We start from the raw sequence: 21,926 nt of genomic DNA, 5'->3' as shown, positions 1-21,926 counted from the left end.
GGATTCGCGCCGGGTTTGCCTGCCCGCGTCCACACCGCGGACAATGGACGGCTGACGCACCCGCGTTCTCCTTCCGAATACAGCGAGCCCAGCGCCATGACCATCGTCCGCATGACCGATCTCGACCTTACCGGCGAGCGCCTGGCCATGGATGGCCGGGCCGGTGTCTGCGATTGCAGCCGTGTCACGCCATGGATGGCATGGCGTACATCATTCCGATCATTCAAGAGAATCCAGAGCCCATGACCATCGTCCGCATGACCGACCTCGACCTTTCCGGCAAGCGCGTGTTGATCCGGCAGGACCTCAACGTCCCCGTCGACGGCGGCACGATCACCTCCGACCAGCGCATCACCGCGTCGCTGCCCACGTTGCGCTACGCGCTGGAGAAGGGCGCGGCGGTCATGGTGACCTCGCATCTCGGCCGTCCGAAGGAAGGCAGCTGGAGCGAGGCCGATTCGTTGGCGCCGGTGGCCGCGCGTCTGTCCGAACTGCTCGGCATCGAGGTGCCGCTGGTGCGCGACTGGGTCGATGGTGTCGACGTCGCGCCGGGCCAGCTCGTGCTGCTCGAAAACTGCCGCATGAATGTCGGCGAGAAGGACGACGACCAAGCGCTGTCGAAGAAATACGCGGCGCTGTGCGACGTGTTCGTCATGGACGCCTTCGGCACTGCGCACCGCGCGCAGGCGTCGACGCATGGCGTGATCCGCTTCGCGAAGACCGCCGCCGGTGGCCCGCTGCTGATGGCCGAACTCGATGCATTGGCCAAGGCACTCGACGCGCCGGCGCGGCCGCTGCTGGCGATCGTCGCCGGCAGCAAGGTGTCGACCAAGCTCGAACTGCTGTCGTCGCTGGTCGGCAAGGTCGACCAGCTGATCGTCGGCGGCGGCATCGCCAACACCTTCATCGCCGCGCTGGGTCATGGCGTCGGCAAGTCGCTGGTCGAGACCGATCTGCTCGACACCGCGAAGCAGATCATGGCCGACGCGAAGGCGCGCGGCGCCGACATTCCGGTCCCGACCGACGTCGTCGTTGCGCCTGCGTTCGCGGCCGATGCACCGGCGACGGTCAAGGCGGTGGACGCGGTCGAGGCCGACGACATGATTCTCGACATCGGTCCCGACACCGCGAAGCGCTACGCCGCGATGATCGCCGACGCGGGCACCGTGGTCTGGAACGGCCCGGTTGGCGTGTTCGAGTTCGATGCGTTCGGCAAGGGCACCGAGGCGCTGGCGCGCGCGGTGGCGTCGTCGAAGGCGTTCTCGATCGCCGGCGGCGGCGACACGCTGGCGGCGGTCGACAAGTACGGCATCGCCGATGACGTGTCCTACATCTCCACCGGTGGCGGCGCGTTCCTGGAATTCCTCGAAGGCAAGACGCTGCCGGCGGTCGCGGCGCTCGACGCCCGCGGCGCATGACGCAGGCGCTGTTCTTCGATCTCGACGGCACGCTGATCGATTCGGAGCCGGGCATCCTCGGCGGCATCGCGCACACGCTCGATGCGCTGGGGCATCCGCCGCTGTCACGCGAGGCGTTGCTGCCGTGGATCGGCCCACCGTTGCGCGACAGTTACGAGGCGCTGTTCGACGGCGATCGTGCGCGTGCCGAACAGGCGGTCGCGCTGTATCGCGAACGCTACGACGCACGTGGCTGGCGCGAGCATTCGGTCTACGCCGACATCCCCGAAACGATCGCCACGCTGCAGGCCGCCGGTCACCGGCTGGCGGTCGTCACGTCGAAGAACGAAGGTTTCGCGCGTCGCATTCTCGACGCGTTGCCATTCGGCGTGGCGTTCGAAACGGTGGTCGGTGCCAGCGACGACGGTACGCGCCGTTACAAGCGCGAACTGATCGCTGAAGCGCTGTCGCGGCTCGCGCTGACTGCAGCCGACGCGACGATGATCGGTGACCGCCGCTACGACATGGAAGGCGCGCGCCAGCACGGCATGCGCGGCATCGGGGTGCTGTGGGGCTTCGGCGCTGCGGATGAGCTGCGCGCCGCGGGAGCAGATGTGGTCGTCGAATCGCCGGCCGCGCTCTTGGCTGCACTGGCCTGAGCGACGGCACCGTGCACGGGTCGCGTTCAGTGCGAGACCTGGCGCCGCAAACACGCGCTGTCCCGCGTGCTTTAACGCTTCGCCAACCTGCCACCGACGCTTCGCTGCGAGGGTGAGGCCGCGGCGATCGGCCGCGACGTGGAGGGCAGCACCATGAAGACACGTACCCGTTGGGGTCTGGGCATTCTCGCCACCTGTCTGCTGGCCGGCGCCGGCATCGCGGGCGCGAACGGATTCCCCGGCGCCGAGATGTATTACGACGATGCCGGTGTGCTGGTCGGCGAGGCGACGTTCGGCTGCGTGCCGAACCAGGCCTGGGGTGAGGTGACCGACAACGTGGTGGTCCGCGCCGGCTGCGGAGTTTCGCAGTAAGCTTCGGGAACGGCGCGCCAGCTGTGGTGCGCCGTTTCCATGTTGCCGTGCAACGTGCGGCTGACTACCGGTGGACATTAGACTCGCGCCATGACCAAGACCGATCTGCCTTCCGTTCCGGCGCACCGTCGCCGCACCCGTATCCTCGCCACGCTGGGCCCTGCGACCGACGCGCCCGGTGTGCTCGATGCGCTTATCGCCGCCGGCGTCAACGCGGTCCGCCTGAATTTCTCGCACGGCGATCCGGACTCCCAGCGCGTGCGCGCTGAAGCGGTGCGCGCCGCGGCCGATCGCGCCGGTGTCGAGATCGGCATCCTCGCCGATCTGCCGGGCCCGAAGATCCGCATCGAGAAGTTCGCCGACGGCAAGGTGCAGCTGCGCGCCGGTGCGCGTTTCGATCTGATCGCCGATCCCGCGGCGCCTCCGGGTACCGTCGACGCGGTCGGCGTCAGCTATCTCGGCCTGCCGGATGATGTGGAGGCCGGCGACGTGCTGCTGCTCGACGATGGTCTGATGCAGCTGCAGGTGACCGCGGTCGAAGGCGCGCGCATCGTCACCACTGTGCTCAACGACGGCGTGCTGTCGAACCGCAAGGGGCTGAACAAGCAGGGCGGCGGCCTGTCGCTCGGCGCGCTGACCGATCACGACCGCCAGCTGATCAAGGTCGCTGCCGACATCGGCGTCGACTTCATCGCGGTGTCGTTCTGCCGCAACGCCGCCGACATGGAAGAGGCGCGTTCGATCGCCCGTTCGCACGGCAGCGATGCCGCGCTGGTGTCGAAGATCGAGCGCACCGAGGCGATCGACAACCTCACCGAGATCATCGACGCCAGTGATGTGGTGATGGTGGCGCGCGGCGATCTGGGCGTAGAGATCGGTGATGCCGAACTGCCGGGCCTGCAGAAGAAGATCATCCGCGAATCGCTCGCGCGCAACAAAGTGGTGATCACCGCGACGCAGATGCTGCAGTCGATGGTCGAAAGCCCGATGCCGACGCGCGCCGAAGTGCTGGACGTGGCCAACTCGGTCATCGACGGCACCGACGCGGTGATGCTCTCTGCGGAAACCGCTGCTGGTGCGTATCCGGTGCGCGCGATCGAAGCGATGGCGCGCATCTGCGTCGGCGCCGAGCGCCAGTTTGCACATGACACCGACTTCGAAAAGGCGCCGCGCAATCTGGAACGCGCCGACCAGGCGATCGCGATGGCCGCGATGTTCCTCTCCGAGCATGTCGGCGTCGGCGCGATCGTCGCGATGACCGAATCGGGCGGCACCGTGCGTTACCTGTCGCGGTTCCGGGGCGGCGCGGCGATCTATGCGTTCGCCCGCCACGACGGCGCGCGCCGGCGCATGTCGCTGATGCGCGACGTGTTCCCGTTCAACTACGACAGCCGCGGCCAGACCCCGCGCGAAGCCGCGCGCGGCAGCGTGCGCCTGCTGGTCGAAGCCGGTCTGCTCGGTCCGGGTCAGCGCGTCGTGTTCACCAGCGGCGAGCATATGGAAACCCACGGCGCCACAAACACGCTGCGTCTGCTGCAGGTGGGCGTCGACGGACGCGCCGAGGGGCTGGGCGAGCTGTAACGCCCGGTTTGCGTTCGCTGGCTGCGCCAGCGACACGATGTCTCAGGAAGCCCGGCCGATGCGCCGGGCTATAATCGCGGCCCTTTCCCGTCGCGATCCCGGAACCCCGTCATGAGCATCGAACAGCTTGCCGAAACCGCCCAGGCCATGGTGGCGAAGGGCAAGGGCATCATCGCCATCGACGAGTCCACGGGCACGATCGGCAAGCGCTTCGAGCAGGTCGGCATTCCGAACAACGAAGAGAACCGCCGCGCCTACCGCGAGCTGCTGCTGACGACGCCGAAGTTGTCGGAGCACATCAGCGGCGCGATCCTGTTCGACGAAACCCTGCGCCAGTCGACCAGGGCCGGCGTGCCGTTCGCGAAATACCTGAGCCAGCACGGCATCATTCCGGGCATCAAGGTCGACAAGGGCACGCATGCGCTGGCGGGCTTCCCTGGCGAGCTGGTGACCGAAGGCCTCGATGGCCTGCGCGCGCGCCTGGAGGAGTACTACAAGCTCGGCGCGCGCTTCGCCAAGTGGCGGGCGGTGATCACGATCGGCGAAGACATGCCTTCGGGCACCTGCATCGACGTCAACGCGCACGCGCTCGCGCGCTACGCCGCGCTGTGCCAGGAACAGGGTCTGGTGCCAATGGTCGAGCCGGAAGTGCTGCTGGAAGGCGACCACGACATCCAGACGTCGTACGAAGTCACCGAAGTCGTGCTGCGCGGCCTGTTCGACGCGCTCTACAGCCAGAACGTCATGCTCGAAGGCACGATCCTCAAGGCCTCGATGGTGCTGCCGGGCAAGGATTGCGACGAAGAGGCGGACGTCGAGGAAGTCGCGGAAGCGACGCTGATGTGCCTGAAATCGTCGGTGCCGGCGATCCTGCCGGGCATCGTGTTCCTGTCGGGCGGCCAGTCCGACGAACTCGCGACCGCGCATCTCGATGCGATGAACCGTCTCGGCCCGAACCCGTGGCCGCTGTCGTTCTCCTACGGCCGCGCGATGCAGCAGGCCGCGCTGAAGCTGTGGTCGCAGGACCTCACCGGCAATGTGCGCAAGGCGCAGGACACCGTCTATGCGCGCGCCCGCGACAACGGTCTGGCCGCGCAGGGCAAGTTCAACGGCTGATCGCGACACTCGATCGTCTGGGAAACGCCGGCCTCGTGCCGGCGTTTTCCTGTGCGGCGCTCAATCCGCGAGTGCGGCCTCGTAACGCGTCAGCATCGCAGCGTCGTGGCAACAGAACAGCACCGTTGTCGGCAATGCGCCGGTCCACGCGCGCACGGTGTCGACCGCGATCGACACCGCTTGATCGATCGGATAGCCGTAGACGCCGCAGCTGATCGCCGGGAATGCGACTCGTGCGAGCCCGTGCTCGGCGGCGAGCGCGAGGCTGTCGCGATAGCAGGCCGCGAGCGCTTCGGCTTCGCCCGCATGGCCGCCGCGCCAGACCGGTCCGACGGTGTGGATCACCGAGTGCGCCGGCAATGCGAAGCCAGGCGTGATCCGCGCTTCGCCGGTCGGGCAGCGCACGCCTGGACGTACCTCGGGCAATGCGCGGCACGCCTTCAGCAGGGCAGGCCCGGCAGCGCGATGGATCGCGCCATCGACACCGCCACCACCGAGCAGGGTTTCGTTCGCGGCATTGACGATCGCATCGGCGTCGACGCGGGTGATGTCGGCCTGACGGGCTTCGAGAATCGGCACGCAGGCAGGCTCGGCGCCGCGGCGTGGAGGCCGGGTGAGTCCCGTGCGCGCAGGCGGGGATTAGGCTGGTCCGGCATTTCCGAGCGCCGAGGTCACCGATGAGCGTCGTTTCCCGATCCACACGCCTGCACGTGCCGCTCGCGGTCCATGACGCGTTGCGGCGCGGCAGCGCCATCGAGGCGATCAAGCAGTTGCGCGATGCCAACCCCGGGCTGAAGCTCGCCGACGCGCGCGACGCGGTGCAGCGTCTGGCGGAAAACCCGTCGGATGCGCTGGATCCCGATGACCGGTTCCGGCCCGCGGGCGGCGCCGCGCCACCGTCGAGCGGCACGCTGCCCAGCGAAGTCGCCGCGAAGCTCGCGACCGGCAACATGGTCGACGCCGCGAAGCGTCTGCGCGAGGTCAAGCCGGGACTGAGCGACCAAGCGGCACGCGACGCGATTGCGAAGCACAGCTCGTCATTGATGCGCGAGGCACGCCAAGAAACCGTGGTGCGCGGCGACAGCGGCCAGTTCGGCTGGCTGGGCTGGGTGCTCGCGCTGGTGATCGTCGGCGGTGGCCTGGCGATCTGGCTGGGCTGAAACGTCAGCCCGGGTACGTCGGACGCATCGGCGCACGCGGATGCATGCGCCGATGCATAGAGCCGTCAGGGCAGACCGGCCAACCAGTCGTCGTCGGAGCCTTCGTTGATGTCGGCGAACAGCGGGGTCGAGAAATAGCGCTCGCCGGTGTCGGGCAGCATCATCAGGATCACGCCACCGTCCTGTGCGGTCTTCGCCACTTCGAGTGCCGCCGCTGCGGTCGCGCCGGCGGAGATGCCGACGAAGATGCCTTCCTCGGCGGCGAGACGGCGTGCGGTCTCGATCGACAGGCTGTCATCGATCGAGAGCACCTGCGAGGCAATGTCACGGTTCAGCACGGCAGGGATGAAGTCCGGTGTCCAGCCCTGGACCTTGTGCGGCGCCCATTCCTTGCCCTGCAGCATGGCCGCGCCGGCCGGTTCGCAGGCAATCACCTTTACGTCCGGGCGCGCGACACGCAGCACCTCGCCCACGCCGGTCAGCGTGCCGCCAGTGCCCCAGCCGGTGACGAAATAGTCGAGCCGGCGCCCGGCGAAATCACGCAGGATCTCGGCGGCCGTGGTCTGCCGGTGATAGGCGGGATTGGCGGGATTCTCGAACTGGCTGGCCCAGAACCAGCCGTGTTCTTCGGCCAATGCCTTTGCGCGCTTCACCATGCCGCTGCCGCGCTCGGCGGCCGGGGTCAGGATCACCTTGGCGCCATAGGCGCGCATCAGCTTGCGGCGTTCGATCGAGAAGGTCTCGACCATCGTGGCGACGAACTTGTAGCCACGCGCCGCGCAGACCATCGCCAGCGCCACGCCGGTATTGCCCGAGGTCGCTTCGACGACGGTGTCGCCCGGCTTGAGCAGGCCGCGCTGTTCCGCATCGAGAATGATCGCCAGCGCGAGGCGGTCCTTGACCGATCCGCCGGGGTTGAAGGATTCGACCTTGGCGTAGAGTTCGACGTTCGGCGGCGCGATGCGGTGCAGACGCACGACCGGCGTATTGCCGATGGTCTGGAGGATGTTGTCGTACAGGGCCATGGGGGATGCCTCGACACGGGCGCTAGGCGCGGTCGGACCAGACTGGGCCATAACGCGCGAGGCCGCCAGCGGTTGACGTGGAACGCTGTTTTTTCACCCCCATCCGATGGCACGGTCGGTGTCACGGAGCACCGGGTAAGATCGGGCGGTTTTCCGTCTTGGCAGCAGTTCCCTTGTCCCAGCATGTTTCCATCCGTCCCGCCTGTGCGCTACGGATTTCCGGCCTCGTCGCCACACTTCTCCTGTCCGCGTGCGGTGGCGGTGCACAAGCGCCCGCAGACCCGGCTGCGACAAGTGCGGTGCCGGTGACCACCACGGTGGTCGAGCCCCGTGCCTGGAACGATTCGATCGCTGCCCTGGGCACTGTGAATGCGCGCGAGTCGGTGACGATTACCGCCAAGGTCAGCGAGACCGTGCAGCGGGTGAACTTCGACAGCGGCGATCGGGTGTCGGCCGGGGACGTACTGGTCACGCTGTCGGGCAACCAGCAACAGGCCATGCTGCAGGCGGCCGAAGCCGCTGCGCGCGAAGCGGAGCAGCAGTTCGTACGCGGTAGTGAGCTGGTCGGCCAACAGCTGATTGCACGCGCATCGATCGACACTCTGCGTGCGACCCGTGATTCTGCGCGCGCCGATATTGCCGAGATGCGCGCCAACATCGGCGACCGCACGATCCGCGCCCCGTTCGCCGGCGTGCTGGGCCTGCGCCAGGTCAGCCCTGGTGCGCTGGTGACGCCGGGCACGCCGATCGCCACGCTCGATGATCTGTCCACGGTGTACGTGGACTTCCCGGTCCCCGAAGTGCGGCTCGCCGCGATCACCCCTGGCCAGCGCGTGTTCGGCAGCAGCGCGGCGTATCCCGGCGCCGATGTCGAGGGTGAAGTGCAGGTCGTGGATTCACGTGTCGATCCCAATACCCGCGCGGTCGCCGTACGGGCGGCCTTCGACAATCCGGACAGCCGTCTGCGTCCCGGCATGCTGATCCAGGTGCGGCTCGAACAGCGGCAGCGCCAGGCGTTGATGATTCCTGAAATCGCGGTGATCCAGGTCGGGCGCGACACCTTCGTCTACCGGGTCCGCGACGACGACACCGTGGAGCAGGCGCCGGTGACCATCGGCGTGCGCGGGGAGGGGCTGGTCGAGATCCTGGACGGCATCGAGCCGGCAACGCGCATCGTCGTCGACGGCACCGGCAAGCTGCGTCCCGGCATGACGATCGTCGAGGGCAGCGTGCAGGAAGCCAAGTCGCAGGCGGTTGAAGCGGCGGATTCCGCCGGAGCCAATGCCCCATGAAGATGTCCGATGTCGCCATCCAGCGGCCGGTGTTCGCGGTCGTCATCAGCCTGCTGCTGGTGGTGCTGGGCATCATGTCGTTCAGCCGGCTGACGCTGCGCGAACTGCCGAACATCGATCCGCCGATCGTTTCGGTCGACGTCAGCTATCCGGGCGCGTCGGCGGCCGTCGTCGAAACCCGCATCACCCAGATTCTTGAAGATGCGCTGTCGGGCATCGAGGGCATCCGCACGATCGAGTCGCGCAGCCGTAACGGCCGCGCCGACGTGACCATCGAGTTCAACCTCACACGCGACATCGAGGCGGCCGCCAACGACGTGCGCGACGCGATCAGCCGGGTCATGGATCGCCTGCCGATCGAAGCCGACTCGCCCGAGATTTCCAAGGTCGAGGCCGACGCCGACGCGATCATGTGGTTGAACCTGCGTTCGAGCACGATGAACACGCTCGAGCTGACCGACTACACCGACCGCTATGTGGTGGACCGCCTGTCGTCGCTCGACGGCGTCGCGCGGGTACAGCTCAGTGGCAGCCAGCGCTACGCCATGCGCATCTGGCTCGACCGCGATGCGATGACCGCGCGTGACGTGTCCGCGTCCGACGTCGAGAACGCACTGCGCAGCGAGAACGTGGAGCTGCCCGCGGGGCAGATCGAGTCGGAAACGCGCGATTTCACCCTGCGCGTGGAACGCGGTTATCGCGAACCGGCCCAGTTCGCCCAGATTCCCGTGCGTCGCGGCGACGACGGCTACGTGGTGCGCATGGGCGATGTGGCCCGGATCGAACTCGGCACCGCGGAGCGGCGCTCGTATACGCGCAGCAACTCGGTGCCGAACGTGGGCCTGGGCATCGTGCGCACGTCGACCGCCAACGCGCTCGACGTGGCCCGTTCCGCGCGCGCCGAAGCCGAGCGCATCCAGGCGACCCTGCCCGAAGGCACGGAGATCTTCGTCGCCGCCGACAATACGGTGTTCATCGATTCTGCGATCACGCGCGTCTACTGGACGCTCTTCGAGGCAATGGGGCTGGTGTTCGTGGTGATCTGGCTGTTCCTGGGCAGCCTGCGCGCGGCGATCATTCCGGCCGTCACCGCGCCGGTCTGCCTCATCGCCGCGTTCACCGCGCTGTACATGTTCGGCTTCTCGATCAACCTGCTGACGTTGCTGGCGCTGGTGCTGTGTATCGGCTTGGTCGTCGACGACGCGATCATCGTGCTGGAGAACGTGCAGCGGCGCGCCGATCTTGGAGAACCGCCGCTGGTCGCCGCCCGGCGCGGCACCGCGCAGGTCGCCTTCGCGGTGATCGCCACGACCGCGGTGCTGGTCGCGGTGTTCCTGCCGGTCGGCTTCATGGAGGGCAATTCCGGTCGTCTGTTCCGAGAGTTGTCGGTGACGCTGGCCGGCGCGGTTGCGCTGTCGGCGTTCATCGCGCTGACGCTGACACCGATGATGTGCTCCAAGCTGGTGCGCCGGCATGAGACACCGCGCGGCTTCAATGCATGGATGGGCCGTCAGCTCGACCGGCTGAGCCGCAGCTACGGCGGTCGCGTGTCGGCGCTGGTCGGCATGAAGAGCGGGCGTCTGATCGCCGTGCTCGCGCTGGCGATCGGTGGTTGCCTGGTCGCCGCGCTGCTGCTGTTCTGGCGGGTGCCCAGCGAACTGTCGCCGGCGGAGGATCGCGGGCGTTTCTTCGTGTCCGTCGACGGTCCGGAAGGCGCCGGCTACGACTACACCGTGGCGCAGATGCAGCAGGTCGAGGCGATCTTCGCGCCGCTGGTCGGGCCCGACAAGCCGATCGAACGCGCCAACTCCCGCGTGCCGCGCGGGTGGGGCGGCAACGCGGACATGCACAACGGCCAGGTCATCGTGTTCCTGCAGGACTGGCGCGAGCGCGATGTGCCCACGACCGAGATCGTCGAGACACTACGGGCGAAATTCGCCGAGCTGCCGGGCGTGCAGGTACGCGCCAATGTGCCCGGCGGCCTGATCAGCAGTCGCGGCCAGCGCTACCAGCTGGTGCTCGGTGGTCCCGATTACGCGGAGATCGCGCAGTGGCGCGACCGGATGCTGGCGCGCATGCGCGAAAATCCGGGTATCCAGGATCCGGATTCCGACTACAAGGAAACCCGGCCGCAGATGCGCGTGGATATCGATCGCGCACGCGCTGCCGATCTTGGCGTGTCCGTGCAGGAGATCGGCCGGACGCTGGAAACGATGATGGGCTCGCGCCAGGTCACGACCTTCGTCGACAACGGCGAGGAGTACGACGTGCTGCTGCAGGCCGAGCGCGACCGGCGCATGACCCCCAGCGATCTGTCGGACACTTTCGTGCGCGGTCGTGACGAGGCGCTGATTCCGCTGTCGAACCTCGTCACGCTCAGCGAGATCGCCGAGCCGGGCAGCTTCAACCGCTTCAACCGTCTGCGCGCGATCACCATCAGCGCCGGACTTGCGCCGGGTTACACGATGGGCGAGGCGATCGAGTGGACCCGAGAGGTGGCGTCTGAAGAGCTGCCCGATTACGCGCAGCTCGACTGGAAGGGCGAAAGCCGCGAATTCCAGGAAGCAGGCGGCGCGGTGCTGCTGACCTTCGCGATGGCATTGTTGATCGTGTATCTGGTGCTGGCCGCGCAGTTCGAGAGTTTCGTGCATCCGCTGTCGATCATGCTGACGGTGCCATTGGCGGTGCTGGGTGCGTTGATCGGGTTGTGGGCGACCGGGGGAACACTGAATCTCTTCAGTCAGATCGGCATCGTCATGTTGATCGGCCTGGCGGCGAAGAACGGCATCCTGATCGTCGAGTTCGCCAACCAGCTGCGCGATGATGGACGCAGTGTGCGCGAAGCGATCACCGAAGCATCGGCGGTGCGGTTGCGCCCGATCATGATGACCGCGGCGGCGACGATGGTCGGCGCAGTGCCGCTGGTGGTCGCCGGAGGACCGGGTTCGGCCAGTCGCGCGACGATCGGCGTGGTCATCATCTTCGGCGTCGGTTTCTCGACCCTGCTCTCGCTGTTCGTCGTGCCGGCGTTCTATGCCCTGCTGGCGCCGTTCACGCGCTCGCCGGAAGCGCTGGCGCACGAACTCGAACGGCTCGAAGCGGAGACGCCCCCGGTCAGCGGCCATGCCTGAGGCCACGCGCTGGGATGCGGTGCGCCTGACCGGCGCGGGCTTCGTGCTCCGCCGCTGGCGCACCGATGATCTCGACGCGCTGCTGCGGCATGCCGATGATCCCGCCGTCGTGCGCGGCCTCAGTCATCGGTTTCCGTCGCCTTACAGTCGCGCCGATGGCGCGGCGTTCCTGGCAGGTCGCGTGGTGGATTTCGCGGAGCCGGTGTTCGCCATCGAGATCGACGGCGAAGCCTGCGGCGGCATCGGCGCGCGCTGCGGCATGGGCGAGCGCGCGCAGTCGGCGGAACTCGGCTATTGGCTCGGACGCAGACACTGGAGCGCGGGCTGGATGACCGCGGCGGTGGCGCTGTACACGCCGTGGGTCTTCGACGCCTTGCAGCTGCACCGCGTCCAGGCGACGGTGCTCGACTTCAACGCCGGCTCGGTGCGCGTGCTGCAGAAGACCGGTTTCATCGAGGAGGGCGTGATGCGCCGCGCGGTAGTCAAGGCGGGACACGTGCACGATCTACGCCTGTTCGCCCGGACGCGCACGACCATCGATTGACCTCGCGTTTCGTGTTTGCGCGCGATTGATGGAGAATCGAAACGTCCCGCTGCTGCGCGGGTTCGCCTTCAACCCGGGGAGCGCCGCATGGAACAGATCGTCAACACACTCAACAGCCTGATCTGGAGCCCGCCGCTGATCTGGCTGTGCCTCGGCGCCGGTCTGTATTTTTCGGTGCGCACGCGCTTCGTGCAGGTGCGGCAGGTCGGCGAGATGGTCCGGCTGATGCTGGCCAACGACAAGTCAGACGCCGGCGTCTCCTCGTTCCAGGCCCTGGCGATGTCGCTGTCGGGACGCGTGGGCATCGGCAACATCGCAGGTGTGGCCACGGCAATCGCGTTCGGTGGCCCCGGCGCGGTGTTCTGGATGTGGGTCGTCGCGTTTCTCGGCGCGTCCACCGCGTACATCGAATCGACACTGGCGCAGATCTACAAGGAAAAGGACGACACCGGACGCTACCGCGGCGGCCCGGCGTATTACATCGAAAAAGCGATGGGGCAGCGCTGGTATGCGTGGCTGTTCGCGATCGTGACGATCATCGCCGCCGGCTTCCTGCTGCCGGGCGTGCAGGCCAACGGGATTGCCGCTGCCGCGCAGAACGCGTGGGGCGTGGCGCCTGCGGTGACTGCCGCGATCGTCGTCGTCGGCTTGGGTTTCATCATCTTCGGTGGCGTCAAGCGCATTGCGCGCTTCGCCGAGATCGTCGTGCCGTTCATGGCACTGGCTTACATCCTCGTCGCGCTGTTGATCATGTTCCTCAACGTCTCCGCGGTGCCGGAGATGTTCGGGTTGATCTTCCGCAGCGCCTTCGGATTGGAAGCCGGCATGGGCGCCGTGCTCGGCCTGGCGATCGAGTGGGGCGTCAAGCGCGGCATCTATTCCAATGAAGCGGGTCAGGGCACCGGGCCGCACCATGCGGCGGCGGCGGAAGTGTCGCATCCGGCCAAGCAGGGTCTGGTGCAGGCGTTCTCGGTCTACGTCGACACCCTGCTGGTGTGTTCGGCGACCGCTTTCATGATCCTCTCGACCGGCATGTACAACGTCATCGCGCCGGCAGGCGAGATGCTCTACGAGGCCCTGCCCGGCATCGCAGTCGGCCCGGGCTATGCGCAGGCGGCGGTTGAGTCGGTGCTGCCCGGCTACGGCGCCGGTTTCGTCGCGCTGGCGCTGTTCTTTTTCGCGTTCACGACGATCATCGCCTACTACTACATGGCCGAGACCAACATCGCCTACCTCAACCGGCGCATGCACCGGCCGTGGATGGTCTTCGTGCTGCGCATTGCGATCCTCGCCGCGGTGACGTTCGGTTGCATGCGCACGGCGGAAATGGCCTGGACGCTGGGCGATATCGGCGTCGGCCTGATGGCCTGGCTCAACATCGTCGCGATCCTGATCCTGCAGAAGCCGGCATTGCTGGCTCTGCGCGACTACGAAGCCCAGAAAAAACTGGGCCTCGATCCCACATTCGATCCAGACAAGCTCGGCATCCGCAACGCCGAGCTCTGGCGCAAGGACTCTTGAAATGACCAAATCCCGTTGGCCCGGCGGCAGCCAGGACACGCCCCGCACGCCCGCACCAGCGCCTGGCCGTGACAGCCCGTGGGGCGCGCGTGCGCGTCCTGCGACGCCGCCGCCGGCCCGCCCTGTAGCGTCGCGTCCTGATGCGCGCGTGGAAGACGCCGATGTCGGCGATACCGAAGACCGGCGCGAGATGCGCCTCTACGGCCGCAACGCGATCGATGCCGTGTTCGCGCGTCGACCCGAAGCGATCCGCAAGCTCTATCTGCTCGAGGCGCGCATACCGCAACTACAGCCACTGTTGAAGTGGTGCGCGGCGAATCGCGTCGGCTATCGCGTCGTCGCCGAAGACGATCTGCGCAAGCTCGCCGCCAGTTCGCACCACGAAGGCGTCGTCGCCGATGTGTTGCGCGAGGCGCCGCAATCGCTGGGTACGTGGCTGCAGACGCTGCCCGCCGGTCCGGTGTGTGCCTTGTGGCTCGACGGTGTGGGCAATCCGCACAACCTCGGCGCGATCCTGCGCTCGGCCGCGCATTTCGGCGCTGGCGCGATCCTGTTGCCGAAGACCTCGCCGCTGGCGCTGTCCGGCGCTGCCGCGCGCGTTGCTGAAGGCGGCGCCGAATCGGTCCCGTTCGTGCGTCTCGGCCGCGACGACAACGCGATCGCCCAGCTACGCAGCGTCGGCTTTTCGCTCGCGGCGACCGTCGTGCGCGGCGGCGAAAGCGTGTTCGCGAAACCGATGCCCGAACGCGTCGTCTTCGTGATCGGTTCCGAAGGCGAGGGCATGGATCCCGAACTCGCCAAGGCTTGCGACCTGCGGCTCGGCATTCCCGGCAGCGGCCAGGTCGAGAGCCTCAACGTCGCCTCGGCCACGGCGGTGCTGCTGGCGCAGTGGACCCAGCACCGCCGCGCTTGAGCGGCTATTGGCACTCGCGCTGACTGCGCGAGTGCTCGAACGTCGCATCGCGCACGTGCGCGATGCGATGTACCGGCGTCAGTGCTCCGGTGTTTCTTCGGTCTTCGGCGCGCTGCCGAATCCGCCTTCCGATTCCGCAGCCAGCCACGCGAATACCGCATAGGCGGCGGTGTTCTGGGCGACGGCGTCGGGATCGACCTTGTCGAGGGTGTCGTTGGCGTTGTGGTGCAGGTCGAAATAATCGGTGCCGTCCTGGCCCAGCCAGCCCCAAGCGCCGCCTTTGGCGGCCAGCGGGGAGATATCCGGACCCGGCCCGCCCTTGTCCTGCAGATAGTCGATACCGAGCGGACGCAGCACCTCGGCGATCGCGTCGCTGGTCGCGCGCTGACCGGCGGGTGCACTGGTGTTGAAGCCGTAGATGCGGCCGGCACCGAAGTCGCTTTCCGCGCCGATGATGTGCTGCGCGATGACGTCTGCGCCGCCATGCGCGTCGGCATAGGCGCGTGCGCCAAGCAGGCCCTGTTCCTCGTTCGCAAATGCGACCACGCGCACCGTGCGACGCGGGCGCTGCGGCAGCTGCGCGATCAGATGACCGGCGGCCATCGAGATGCCGACGCCGGAGGCGTCGTCGACTGCGCCGGTGCCGAGATCCCACGAGTCCAGATGGCCGGCGATCAGGACGATCTCGTCCGGCGCTTCGCGACCGGTGACTTCGCCGATGACGTTCTGCGAGGTGTAGTCCCCGGTCCAGCCGACATCCAGCGCCAGATGCACCTGCACCGGGCCAAGGGCCAGCAGGCGCGTGAGCTGGTCGGCGTCGGGCAGCGACAGTGCCGCGGACGGAATCGGCGTGACATCGGCGTCGAAGCGGGTGATGCCGGTATTGGCGACGCGGTGCGGACTGGTGCCGATCGAACGCATCAGATAACCGGCGGCGCCCTTGCGCGCGGCGATCGACGGCCCGCGTCCACGCACCGGACCAGCGGCGCCGTAGCCACTGCCGTCGCGCGAACGCGCCATCGGCACATCGACGAACGCGAGCTTGCCGCGCAGGGACGCGGGATCGGCAGCTTCGAGCGCTTCCATGCTGTCGAAGCGGACGAGTTCGGCGGTGACATCGCCGGCCGGGCTGCCGCCCAGCGCGGTGATCACCAGCGGCTGTGCATGCGTGCCGACAACGGCCGCGTGTTCGCTGCGACGCTCCCACTTCGGGAACGTCACCGGCTCGGTCCAGACCTTGTCATAGCCCAGCGCCTCGAAGCGTGCCCTGGCCCAGGCGACTGCACGCGCGTCGGCTTCGCTGCCGGGCAGGCGCGGGCCGATCTCGGTGGTCAGCGACTCGATCAGCGCATACGCGGTGCCGTCCTGCGCTGCGCGTTCACGCAGTTGCGCGGCCTGCGCCAGTGCGGCAGGCGCGAGCGATGTGGCCTCACGCGACTGCGCGAATGCGGGAGACGCGGTGAACAGCGCGGTCGACAGCAGGGCGATGGCCAATGGCCTGATGGACGGAACGCGCATACGGATGACTCCAGCAATGAGAGGTGTCGACGAAACGGAAACGGGCCGCGGCAGTGTCGCGCGCGGCCCGTGGGATGACGCGAACGCGTCTGGAACGCGGTATCAGGGCTGCGTGCGCAGCGAGTCGCGGATTTCGCGCAGCAGCTTCACTTCCTCGCTCGGCTCGGCCGGCTTGGCCGGCGCCGGCGCCTCGGCCTGTTTGCGCTTCAGGCGGTTGATGAACTTGACCGCGAGGAAGATCGCGAACGCGACGATGGTGAACTGGATGAGGGTGTTGATGAAGATGCCGTATCCGATCGTGACCGCGGGAATTTCTTCGCCGGTAGCGGCATCGAGCGTTGCGGCGCGCAGCGTGATCGCGAGCTGGGTGAAGTCGACGTTGCCGATCAGCATTCCGATCGGCGGCATGATGATCTGGTCGACCAGCGCAGTGACGATCTTGCCGAACGAGGCGCCGATGACGACACCGACCGCGAGATCGATGACGTTGCCGCGAACCGCGAATTCCTTGAACTCGGACAGAATGCCCATGGATCACTCCTGCGCTGATGGGGAAACGCGGGTGACTATACCGGCGGTGCAGTGATTTCACAGTGCAGCGCGACGACGTCGTCGAGCCGTGCGATGCAACGATCACCGGGCTGCAATGCGGCCACGCCGGCAGGCGTCCCCATGAAGACGAGATCGCCGGCGCGCAGCGCGAACAGCTTCGACAGTTCGTGCAGGATCTCGGGCACGTCCCAGATCAGTTGATCGAGCGTGGACACTTGGCGTTGCACGCCGTTGACCTCGAGCGACAGCGTGCGCGGTGCGATTGCACCGACCTGTGCCGCGGCGACGAGTTCACCGACCGGCGCGGACGCATCGAAGCCCTTGGCGATGTCCCACGGCAGGCCCTTGGCCTTGGCCGCGGCCTGCAGGTCACGACGGGTGAGGTCGAGTCCGACGGTGTAGCCGAACACCAGTGCCTGCGCATCGTCGACGGACAGCACGCCGGCGGGCGCGTCCTTGCTCAGCGCAACGACCAGTTCGACTTCATGGTGCAGATCCTGGGTGGCGCTGGGGTAGGGCACGCGGTCGCCGGTCACGACCGCATCGGCCGGTTTGGCGAAGAACACCGGTGTGCCGCGCGCGGCCTTCGAGGATGGCGCCTCGGCGCCCATCTCCTTCGCGTGGTCGGCGAAGTTGCGGCCGACGCAATAGACACGGCGTACCGGAAAGCGACCACCGCCACGCACCGGCAGGCGCACGGGCTCGAGAGCGGGCACGACATCGTGCGCGGGATCGGTCATCGCGGGTCCTCGGCGCTGGCGCGCGCCATCAAGATGGAGACAGGCGCGGCGCGGTGGCCGCGGCGGTGGATCAGCGCAGCGCGGCGTGGTCGCGCTCGCGGACCACGCGGTACTCGGCATCGACGATGCGCGTGTCGCGGCGCGGCGCAGGACCGCGGACGAGCAGGCGACGCGCGATGCCGAACAGGATCATCGCAGCGCCGATGAAGACGCCTGCGACGAGCAGCACCGCGAGCATCGCCACGCCGACGAGGCCGAGCGCGATGCGCAGCAGCGGATGACGCGGTTTGCGCGGCGCGAACATCGCGCGCACGCCGGAGGCGTCGAATCGGGCATGGAGATCGCGGAAGAAAGGCTGGGACATGGGTTCCGTAAACGTCGTGACACAATGCGGTCTATCGACCTGTGACCAGTATCGGCCCGGAGCCAATCGGAGTTGTAATGTCTTCGTTAAATCCGCGTGAAGCGCATGCGCCACTGCTCGCGCTCGATGCGATCGCCGATGGCGGATTCGCCGAAGTGGAGGCGATGCTGGACGGGGATGCCGAATCGCTGGTGTTGTTCCGCGAGGGCATGCGCGTACAGGCGTGGTTGAACATCTGTCCGCATGCAGGCCGTCGTCTCGACTGGGCGCCGGGACAGTTCCTGCGCGCGAAAACCGGTGAGCTGGTGTGCGCGGCGCACGGTGCGAGCTTCTCGCTGGCGGACGGCATGTGCGTGGCCGGCCCATGCCGGGGCGAATCGTTGCGGGCGGTCGCGGTGCGCGTGCAGGACGGGCAGGTTCTGCTCGATTGATGTCGGCGCTGACCGGACGCGATCGACGCGCGCCGGTCGTCATCGGCGTGGCAGCGGGATCAGAACAGCAGATTGACCATCAGCACGATGATCGCCGTGTAGATCAGCGAGATCGGCAGGCCGATCCGCCACAGTTCGCGCGCCTTGTAGCCGGCCGGGCCGATGATCATCGACATCACCGGGTTCGACTGCGTCATGAAGTTGTTCGATGCCGACAGCGCAACGATCAGCGCGAACGCCGTCGGATTGCCGCCGACCGCGAGTGCGAGATTGATCGCCAGTGGCACGACGACGATCGTCGCGCCGACATGGCTGATGACCAGCGAGAAGGCCGCGGTCAGCAACGCGACCGCGATTTCCAGCACCCAGATCGGCAGGCCGCTCGGCAGGCGTTCGATCGTATGTCCGGCGACCCACGCCGCGGCGCCGCTGGAGTCCATCGCCCAGCCCAGCGGAATCAGACAGGCCATCAGGAACACCGTCTTCCAGTTGATCGCGCTGTAGGCCTCGTCCATCTTCAGCACGCCGAAGACCAGCATGCCGGCGACACCCGCCATCAGCGCGACGGATGTGGGCACGCGCGATGACAGCGCGATCAGCATCGTCACCGCGAAGATCGCCATCGCGATCTTGAACTTGTGCGGCCGCTGCTCGCCCTTCGGATAGTCGGTGACGATGATGAAGTCGAGCGACTTGGCGGTCTTCGCCAGGTCCTGCCAGATGCTGTGCAGCACCAGCATGTCGCCGGCGCGCAGCGTCATCGCGCGCACGTCCTCGCGGATCACCTGCTTGTCGCGGTTGATCGCCAGCAGGCGCACGCCGTATTTCTTGCGCAGGCTCAGCTCGGACGCGGATTTGCCGATGAATTTCGAGGTCGGAGGCACCACCGCTTCGGCGATGCCGGCGCGGCTGGGATTGAACAGGTCACCGAAGTTGCGCAGCCGTGTGCTCAGGCGCAGGAACTGGTTCTGGGCGAAATCGGCGACCTGCTGGCGCTGGCCCATCGCGCCGATCACGCTGCCCACCCAGATGCGCGCATCTGCAGGCGGCGCGAGCCGCGATTCGTTCTCGGACTTGAGCGCGAGCAGCACCGGCGCATCGTGGATCGATTCCGCCTCGCCGAACGTCATGCCGACGAGCGGACTCTCCGCGGTGACGATGAGCTCGTAGACATCGCCATCGATGCCGTAGGCGCTGGCGAAATAGCTCTGGGTGCGCGCCGGCGTGACATTGCCGTCACCGTCGCCCAGATCGCCCAGTTGCCGGTTGCCGCGGAAGTGGAAGTAGGCCAGGGCCGCGACCAGCAGCGTCAGACCGATCGGCAGCGGCGCGAACATGTTCAGCGACTCCAGCGTCGCCGAGCCCGAGGGCAGGTTCGCGTTGGCCGCGGTCAGCAGATCGTTGAGCAGGATCAGCGGCGAGGAGCCGACCATCGTCAGCGTGCCGCCCATGATGATCGCCACGCAGATCGGCAGCAGCATCTGCGCCAGTCGCAGGCCCGAGCGTGAAGCCAGACGCGCGGCGACCGGCATGTACAGCGCCATTACTGACGGGTTCTGCATCACCGAGGAATTGAGGCCGGCGATGCCGGCGGTCAGCATCAACAGCCGGTCTTCCCGGCCCTTGGCACGCCGCAGCAGCCAGCCTGCGAGGCGGTTCAGCGCGCCGGTGCGGTCCAGGCCCATGCCGAGAATCATCGTGGCGATGACGCTGATCGTCGCGTTCGACGAGAAGCCGTTGAAGACATCCTCCGGCGCGACCAGGCCGGTCAGCCCGAGCATCACCAGCACCACCAGCGCCACCAGATCCGCGCGCACGCGTTGGAACACGAACAGCACCATCGTCAGGCCCACCAGGGCCAGGACGATCTTCATGTCGGTGGTGAGGGCGAGTGCGGTGTCCATCAGCGATGCAGACCGTCCATGGACTCGGTGACGCGTGGAGCGGATGGGTCGCAGGTCATCGGCCACAGACTGCGCGTCGCCGCGTGCAGCGGATGTCGAACCCGGCGTCCTGGGGCCCGTGTCACGGCACTAGCGTCCGGCGGCGTCGTCAGCGACGCGATCGTAGAGCAGATCCCAGACACCGTGCCCGAGCTTCTGCCCACGGGTTTCGAAGTGGGTCTGCGGCCGCCACGGCGGTCGCGGCACATGGCCGCGCGGACCGGCGCGATTGCGCAGGCCGGTCGTCGCGTCGAGCACGTCCCACATCTGCTCGGCGTAATCGGCCCAGTCGGTCGCCAGGTGCAGGCGGCCGTCAGGGCGCAGCTTGCGCACCAGCAACGCGGCGAACTCCGGCTTCACCAGCCGACGTTTGTTGTGGCGCTTCTTGTGCCAGGGATCCGGAAAATAGATGCGGATCTCGTCGAGCGCACCGTCGGCGATCTCGTGTTCCAGCACCTCGACCGCGTCGTGGTGATACACGCGGACGTTGGTGTTGCCGTCTTCGGCCAGCGCATTGAGCACGCGGCCGACGCCCGGTGCGTGCACTTCGATACCGACGTGGTCGCGCGCGGGGTCAAGCTGCACCGAGTGGCGCAGCGCCGCCCCGTTTCCGAAGCCGATCTCGACGATGCGCGGCGCACTGCGGCCGAATGCGGCGTCGAAATCGCGCGGCGTGCCCTGGTAGTCCAGGCCGAACTTCGGCCACGCATCATCGAACGCGCGCTGCTGGGCAGGCGTGAACCGGCCCTGGCGCAACACGAAACTGCGGATCGCGCGACGGCCCTCGGTCGCCGTGAACGGCTTCGGCGGGGCCTTGGCCCCTTCGCTGGAAAACGGGTTGGTCATCGCGCGTCGATCAGCCCAGCAGCCCATCGACCGGCGAGGACGCGCTGGCGAACCGCTTGCGCGGAATCCGGCCAGCGAGGAACGCCTCGCGACCGGCTTCGACCGCCTTGCGCATCGCGCTGGCCATCAACACCGGATAGCGCGCGCCCGCAATCGCGGTGTTCATCAGCACGCCATCGCAACCCAGTTCCATCGCGATCGCCGCATCGGACGCAGTACCGACACCGGCGTCGACGATGATCGGCACCTTCGCGTTCTCGATGATCTCGATGAGGTTGTACTTGTTCTGGATGCCAAGGCCCGAGCCGATCGGCGCGGCCAGCGGCATGACCGCTGCGCAGCCGATCTCTTCCAGACGCTTGGCTAGGATCGGATCGTCGGAGGTGTAGACCATGACGTCGAAGCCGTCCTTGACCAACTGCTCGGCCGCCTTGAGCGTCTGCACGACATCGGGGAACAGCGTGCGCTGGTCGCCGAGCACTTCGAGCTTGGTCAGGTTGTGGCCGTCGAGCAGTTCGCGCGCGAGGCGGCAGGTGCGCACCGCGTCTTCGGCGGTGTAGCAACCTGCGGTGTTGGGCAGGATCGTGAAGCGGTCCGGCGGCAGCACGTCGAGCAGGTTGGGCTCGCCCGGGTTCTGGCCGATGTTGGTGCGGCGGATCGCGACGGTGACGATCTGCGCGCCCGCGGCCTCGGTGGCCAGGCGGGTCTCGTCGAGATCCTTGAACTTGCCGGTGCCGGTCAACAGGCGGGACGAATAGGTCTTGCCGGCGATGATGAGGCCGGCATCAGCGGGGGATGCAGTAGTCATCGGGGGATTATCG

22 protein-coding genes are annotated in these 21,926 nt (G+C 67.5%); 13 read left to right on the top strand and 9 right to left on the bottom strand.

What is annotated here, in order from left to right; all coding sequences use genetic code 11:
• Positions 1 to 96: 96 nt before the first annotated feature.
• From ACZ9YD_RS14420 to ACZ9YD_RS14395, 6 genes are all read left to right on the top strand, one after another.
• Positions 97 to 246: a hypothetical protein gene (locus ACZ9YD_RS14420; protein WP_465075957.1), complete on the top strand. Its 150-nt coding sequence runs from the start codon at positions 97 to 99 to the stop codon at positions 244 to 246.
• Complete coding sequence (locus tag ACZ9YD_RS14415) at positions 243 to 1,418, top strand: phosphoglycerate kinase (protein WP_465075956.1); 1,176 nt, start codon at positions 243 to 245, stop codon at positions 1,416 to 1,418. Before ACZ9YD_RS14420 ends, ACZ9YD_RS14415 begins: the two co-directional genes overlap by 4 nt.
• Positions 1,415 to 2,056 (top strand): HAD-IA family hydrolase, encoded by a 642-nt coding sequence (locus ACZ9YD_RS14410; RefSeq protein ID WP_465075955.1) that lies wholly within the window; start codon positions 1,415 to 1,417, stop codon positions 2,054 to 2,056. Before ACZ9YD_RS14415 ends, ACZ9YD_RS14410 begins: the two co-directional genes overlap by 4 nt.
• A 153-nt stretch (positions 2,057 to 2,209) precedes the next feature.
• Positions 2,210 to 2,428, top strand: a complete 219-nt coding sequence (locus ACZ9YD_RS14405) for a DUF6289 family protein (RefSeq protein ID WP_232137261.1) — start codon at positions 2,210 to 2,212, stop codon at positions 2,426 to 2,428.
• Positions 2,429 to 2,518: 90 nt separating this feature from the next.
• A complete protein-coding gene (gene pyk / locus ACZ9YD_RS14400) occupies positions 2,519 to 4,009 on the top strand; it encodes a pyruvate kinase (protein WP_465075954.1) in 1,491 nt (496 codons plus the stop codon).
• A gap of 111 nt (positions 4,010 to 4,120) precedes the next feature.
• The gene (locus ACZ9YD_RS14395; protein ID WP_465075953.1) at positions 4,121 to 5,125 is read left to right on the top strand and encodes a class I fructose-bisphosphate aldolase; all 1,005 of its coding nucleotides are present in this window, start codon (positions 4,121 to 4,123) and stop codon (positions 5,123 to 5,125) included.
• Positions 5,126 to 5,185: 60 nt separating this feature from the next.
• On the opposite strand, the gene ACZ9YD_RS14390 is transcribed toward ACZ9YD_RS14395, so the two are convergent.
• Complete coding sequence (locus ACZ9YD_RS14390; RefSeq protein WP_465075952.1) at positions 5,186 to 5,704, bottom strand: O-acetyl-ADP-ribose deacetylase; 519 nt, start codon at positions 5,702 to 5,704, stop codon at positions 5,186 to 5,188.
• A gap of 98 nt (positions 5,705 to 5,802) precedes the next feature.
• Between ACZ9YD_RS14390 and ACZ9YD_RS14385 the strand changes: the two genes are divergently transcribed.
• Entirely contained in the window at positions 5,803 to 6,285 is a 483-nt protein-coding gene (locus ACZ9YD_RS14385) for a hypothetical protein (protein WP_465075951.1), read from the top strand.
• A gap of 65 nt (positions 6,286 to 6,350) precedes the next feature.
• Here the strand turns inward: ACZ9YD_RS14385 and cysK are convergent, their stop codons facing one another.
• Entirely contained in the window at positions 6,351 to 7,310 is a 960-nt protein-coding gene (gene cysK / locus ACZ9YD_RS14380; RefSeq protein ID WP_465075950.1) for a cysteine synthase A, read from the bottom strand.
• Positions 7,311 to 7,525: 215 nt separating this feature from the next.
• On the opposite strand from cysK, the gene ACZ9YD_RS14375 reads away from it, so the two are divergent.
• The 5 genes from ACZ9YD_RS14375 to ACZ9YD_RS14355 all read left to right on the top strand — a co-directional run bounded on the left by ACZ9YD_RS14375 (position 7,526) and on the right by ACZ9YD_RS14355 (position 14,711).
• On the top strand, positions 7,526 to 8,602 hold the full coding sequence (locus tag ACZ9YD_RS14375; protein WP_465076050.1) for an efflux RND transporter periplasmic adaptor subunit: 1,077 nt from the start codon (positions 7,526 to 7,528) through the stop codon (positions 8,600 to 8,602).
• The gene (locus tag ACZ9YD_RS14370; protein ID WP_465075949.1) at positions 8,599 to 11,733 is read left to right on the top strand and encodes an efflux RND transporter permease subunit; all 3,135 of its coding nucleotides are present in this window, start codon (positions 8,599 to 8,601) and stop codon (positions 11,731 to 11,733) included. Before ACZ9YD_RS14375 ends, ACZ9YD_RS14370 begins: the two co-directional genes overlap by 4 nt.
• Positions 11,726 to 12,277 carry a GNAT family N-acetyltransferase gene (locus ACZ9YD_RS14365; protein ID WP_465075948.1) on the top strand — a complete coding sequence of 184 codons (552 nt, stop codon included), beginning with the start codon at positions 11,726 to 11,728 and terminating at the stop codon, positions 12,275 to 12,277. Before ACZ9YD_RS14370 ends, ACZ9YD_RS14365 begins: the two co-directional genes overlap by 8 nt.
• A gap of 87 nt (positions 12,278 to 12,364) precedes the next feature.
• Positions 12,365 to 13,798 carry an alanine/glycine:cation symporter family protein gene (locus ACZ9YD_RS14360; protein ID WP_465075947.1) on the top strand — a complete coding sequence of 478 codons (1,434 nt, stop codon included), beginning with the start codon at positions 12,365 to 12,367 and terminating at the stop codon, positions 13,796 to 13,798.
• 1 nt (position 13,799) lies between these two features.
• Entirely contained in the window at positions 13,800 to 14,711 is a 912-nt protein-coding gene (locus ACZ9YD_RS14355; protein WP_465075946.1) for a TrmH family RNA methyltransferase, read from the top strand.
• A 78-nt stretch (positions 14,712 to 14,789) separates the two neighbouring features.
• On the opposite strand, the gene ACZ9YD_RS14350 is transcribed toward ACZ9YD_RS14355, so the two are convergent.
• From ACZ9YD_RS14350 to ACZ9YD_RS14335, 4 genes are all read right to left on the bottom strand, one after another.
• Positions 14,790 to 16,229 (bottom strand): M28 family peptidase, encoded by a 1,440-nt coding sequence (locus tag ACZ9YD_RS14350; protein ID WP_465075945.1) that lies wholly within the window; start codon positions 16,227 to 16,229, stop codon positions 14,790 to 14,792.
• Between the two features lie 102 nt (positions 16,230 to 16,331).
• Positions 16,332 to 16,760, bottom strand: coding sequence for a large-conductance mechanosensitive channel protein MscL (gene mscL / locus ACZ9YD_RS14345; RefSeq protein WP_465075944.1), 429 nt, complete (start codon positions 16,758 to 16,760; stop codon positions 16,332 to 16,334).
• Between the two features lie 35 nt (positions 16,761 to 16,795).
• Positions 16,796 to 17,521, bottom strand: a complete 726-nt coding sequence (locus tag ACZ9YD_RS14340) for a fumarylacetoacetate hydrolase family protein (RefSeq protein WP_465075943.1) — start codon at positions 17,519 to 17,521, stop codon at positions 16,796 to 16,798.
• Between the two features lie 70 nt (positions 17,522 to 17,591).
• Positions 17,592 to 17,885 carry a hypothetical protein gene (locus ACZ9YD_RS14335; protein WP_465075942.1) on the bottom strand — a complete coding sequence of 98 codons (294 nt, stop codon included), beginning with the start codon at positions 17,883 to 17,885 and terminating at the stop codon, positions 17,592 to 17,594.
• 77 nt (positions 17,886 to 17,962) lie between these two features.
• Here ACZ9YD_RS14335 and ACZ9YD_RS14330 point away from each other — a divergent pair, with 77 nt between their 5' ends.
• Positions 17,963 to 18,316 carry a Rieske (2Fe-2S) protein gene (locus tag ACZ9YD_RS14330; RefSeq protein ID WP_465075941.1) on the top strand — a complete coding sequence of 118 codons (354 nt, stop codon included), beginning with the start codon at positions 17,963 to 17,965 and terminating at the stop codon, positions 18,314 to 18,316.
• A gap of 59 nt (positions 18,317 to 18,375) precedes the next feature.
• On the opposite strand, the gene ACZ9YD_RS14325 is transcribed toward ACZ9YD_RS14330, so the two are convergent.
• The 3 genes from ACZ9YD_RS14325 to ACZ9YD_RS14315 form a co-directional block, all read right to left on the bottom strand.
• Positions 18,376 to 20,220 (bottom strand): SLC13 family permease, encoded by a 1,845-nt coding sequence (locus ACZ9YD_RS14325; protein ID WP_465075940.1) that lies wholly within the window; start codon positions 20,218 to 20,220, stop codon positions 18,376 to 18,378.
• A 129-nt stretch (positions 20,221 to 20,349) separates the two neighbouring features.
• Positions 20,350 to 21,105 carry a tRNA (guanosine(46)-N7)-methyltransferase TrmB gene (gene trmB, locus ACZ9YD_RS14320; RefSeq protein ID WP_465075939.1) on the bottom strand — a complete coding sequence of 252 codons (756 nt, stop codon included), beginning with the start codon at positions 21,103 to 21,105 and terminating at the stop codon, positions 20,350 to 20,352.
• A gap of 10 nt (positions 21,106 to 21,115) precedes the next feature.
• The gene (locus tag ACZ9YD_RS14315) at positions 21,116 to 21,913 is read right to left on the bottom strand and encodes a thiazole synthase (RefSeq protein WP_465075937.1); all 798 of its coding nucleotides are present in this window, start codon (positions 21,911 to 21,913) and stop codon (positions 21,116 to 21,118) included.
• Between the last annotated feature and the right edge of the window lie 13 nt (positions 21,914 to 21,926).

The sequence above is a fragment of the Luteimonas sp. AC640a genome, assembly GCF_979256585.1.
Note: the sequence above shows the minus strand (reverse complement) of the source record. Positions and strands in the feature narration are given on the sequence as shown.

What these genes read in the sequence shown, in the direction of transcription:
- pyk (WP_465075954.1), top strand. Translation starts at nt 2,519, where the DNA reads ATGACCAAGACCGATCTGCCTTCCGTTCCGGCGCACCGTCGCCGCACC.
- ACZ9YD_RS14330 (WP_465075941.1), top strand. Translation starts at nt 17,963, where the DNA reads ATGTCTTCGTTAAATCCGCGTGAAGCGCATGCGCCACTGCTCGCGCTC.
- ACZ9YD_RS14355 (WP_465075946.1), top strand. Translation starts at nt 13,800, where the DNA reads ATGACCAAATCCCGTTGGCCCGGCGGCAGCCAGGACACGCCCCGCACG.
- cysK (WP_465075950.1), bottom strand. Translation starts at nt 7,310, where the DNA reads ATGGCCCTGTACGACAACATCCTCCAGACCATCGGCAATACGCCGGTC.
- ACZ9YD_RS14315 (WP_465075937.1), bottom strand. Translation starts at nt 21,913, where the DNA reads ATGACTACTGCATCCCCCGCTGATGCCGGCCTCATCATCGCCGGCAAG.
- ACZ9YD_RS14370 (WP_465075949.1), top strand. Translation starts at nt 8,599, where the DNA reads ATGAAGATGTCCGATGTCGCCATCCAGCGGCCGGTGTTCGCGGTCGTC.
- mscL (WP_465075944.1), bottom strand. Translation starts at nt 16,760, where the DNA reads ATGGGCATTCTGTCCGAGTTCAAGGAATTCGCGGTTCGCGGCAACGTC.
- ACZ9YD_RS14405 (WP_232137261.1), top strand. Translation starts at nt 2,210, where the DNA reads ATGAAGACACGTACCCGTTGGGGTCTGGGCATTCTCGCCACCTGTCTG.
- ACZ9YD_RS14410 (WP_465075955.1), top strand. Translation starts at nt 1,415, where the DNA reads ATGACGCAGGCGCTGTTCTTCGATCTCGACGGCACGCTGATCGATTCG.
- ACZ9YD_RS14395 (WP_465075953.1), top strand. Translation starts at nt 4,121, where the DNA reads ATGAGCATCGAACAGCTTGCCGAAACCGCCCAGGCCATGGTGGCGAAG.
- ACZ9YD_RS14365 (WP_465075948.1), top strand. Translation starts at nt 11,726, where the DNA reads ATGCCTGAGGCCACGCGCTGGGATGCGGTGCGCCTGACCGGCGCGGGC.
- ACZ9YD_RS14335 (WP_465075942.1), bottom strand. Translation starts at nt 17,885, where the DNA reads ATGTCCCAGCCTTTCTTCCGCGATCTCCATGCCCGATTCGACGCCTCC.
- trmB (WP_465075939.1), bottom strand. Translation starts at nt 21,105, where the DNA reads ATGACCAACCCGTTTTCCAGCGAAGGGGCCAAGGCCCCGCCGAAGCCG.
- ACZ9YD_RS14420 (WP_465075957.1), top strand. Translation starts at nt 97, where the DNA reads ATGACCATCGTCCGCATGACCGATCTCGACCTTACCGGCGAGCGCCTG.
- ACZ9YD_RS14385 (WP_465075951.1), top strand. Translation starts at nt 5,803, where the DNA reads ATGAGCGTCGTTTCCCGATCCACACGCCTGCACGTGCCGCTCGCGGTC.
- ACZ9YD_RS14350 (WP_465075945.1), bottom strand. Translation starts at nt 16,229, where the DNA reads ATGCGCGTTCCGTCCATCAGGCCATTGGCCATCGCCCTGCTGTCGACC.
- ACZ9YD_RS14415 (WP_465075956.1), top strand. Translation starts at nt 243, where the DNA reads ATGACCATCGTCCGCATGACCGACCTCGACCTTTCCGGCAAGCGCGTG.
- ACZ9YD_RS14360 (WP_465075947.1), top strand. Translation starts at nt 12,365, where the DNA reads ATGGAACAGATCGTCAACACACTCAACAGCCTGATCTGGAGCCCGCCG.
- ACZ9YD_RS14325 (WP_465075940.1), bottom strand. Translation starts at nt 20,220, where the DNA reads ATGGACACCGCACTCGCCCTCACCACCGACATGAAGATCGTCCTGGCC.
- ACZ9YD_RS14340 (WP_465075943.1), bottom strand. Translation starts at nt 17,521, where the DNA reads ATGACCGATCCCGCGCACGATGTCGTGCCCGCTCTCGAGCCCGTGCGC.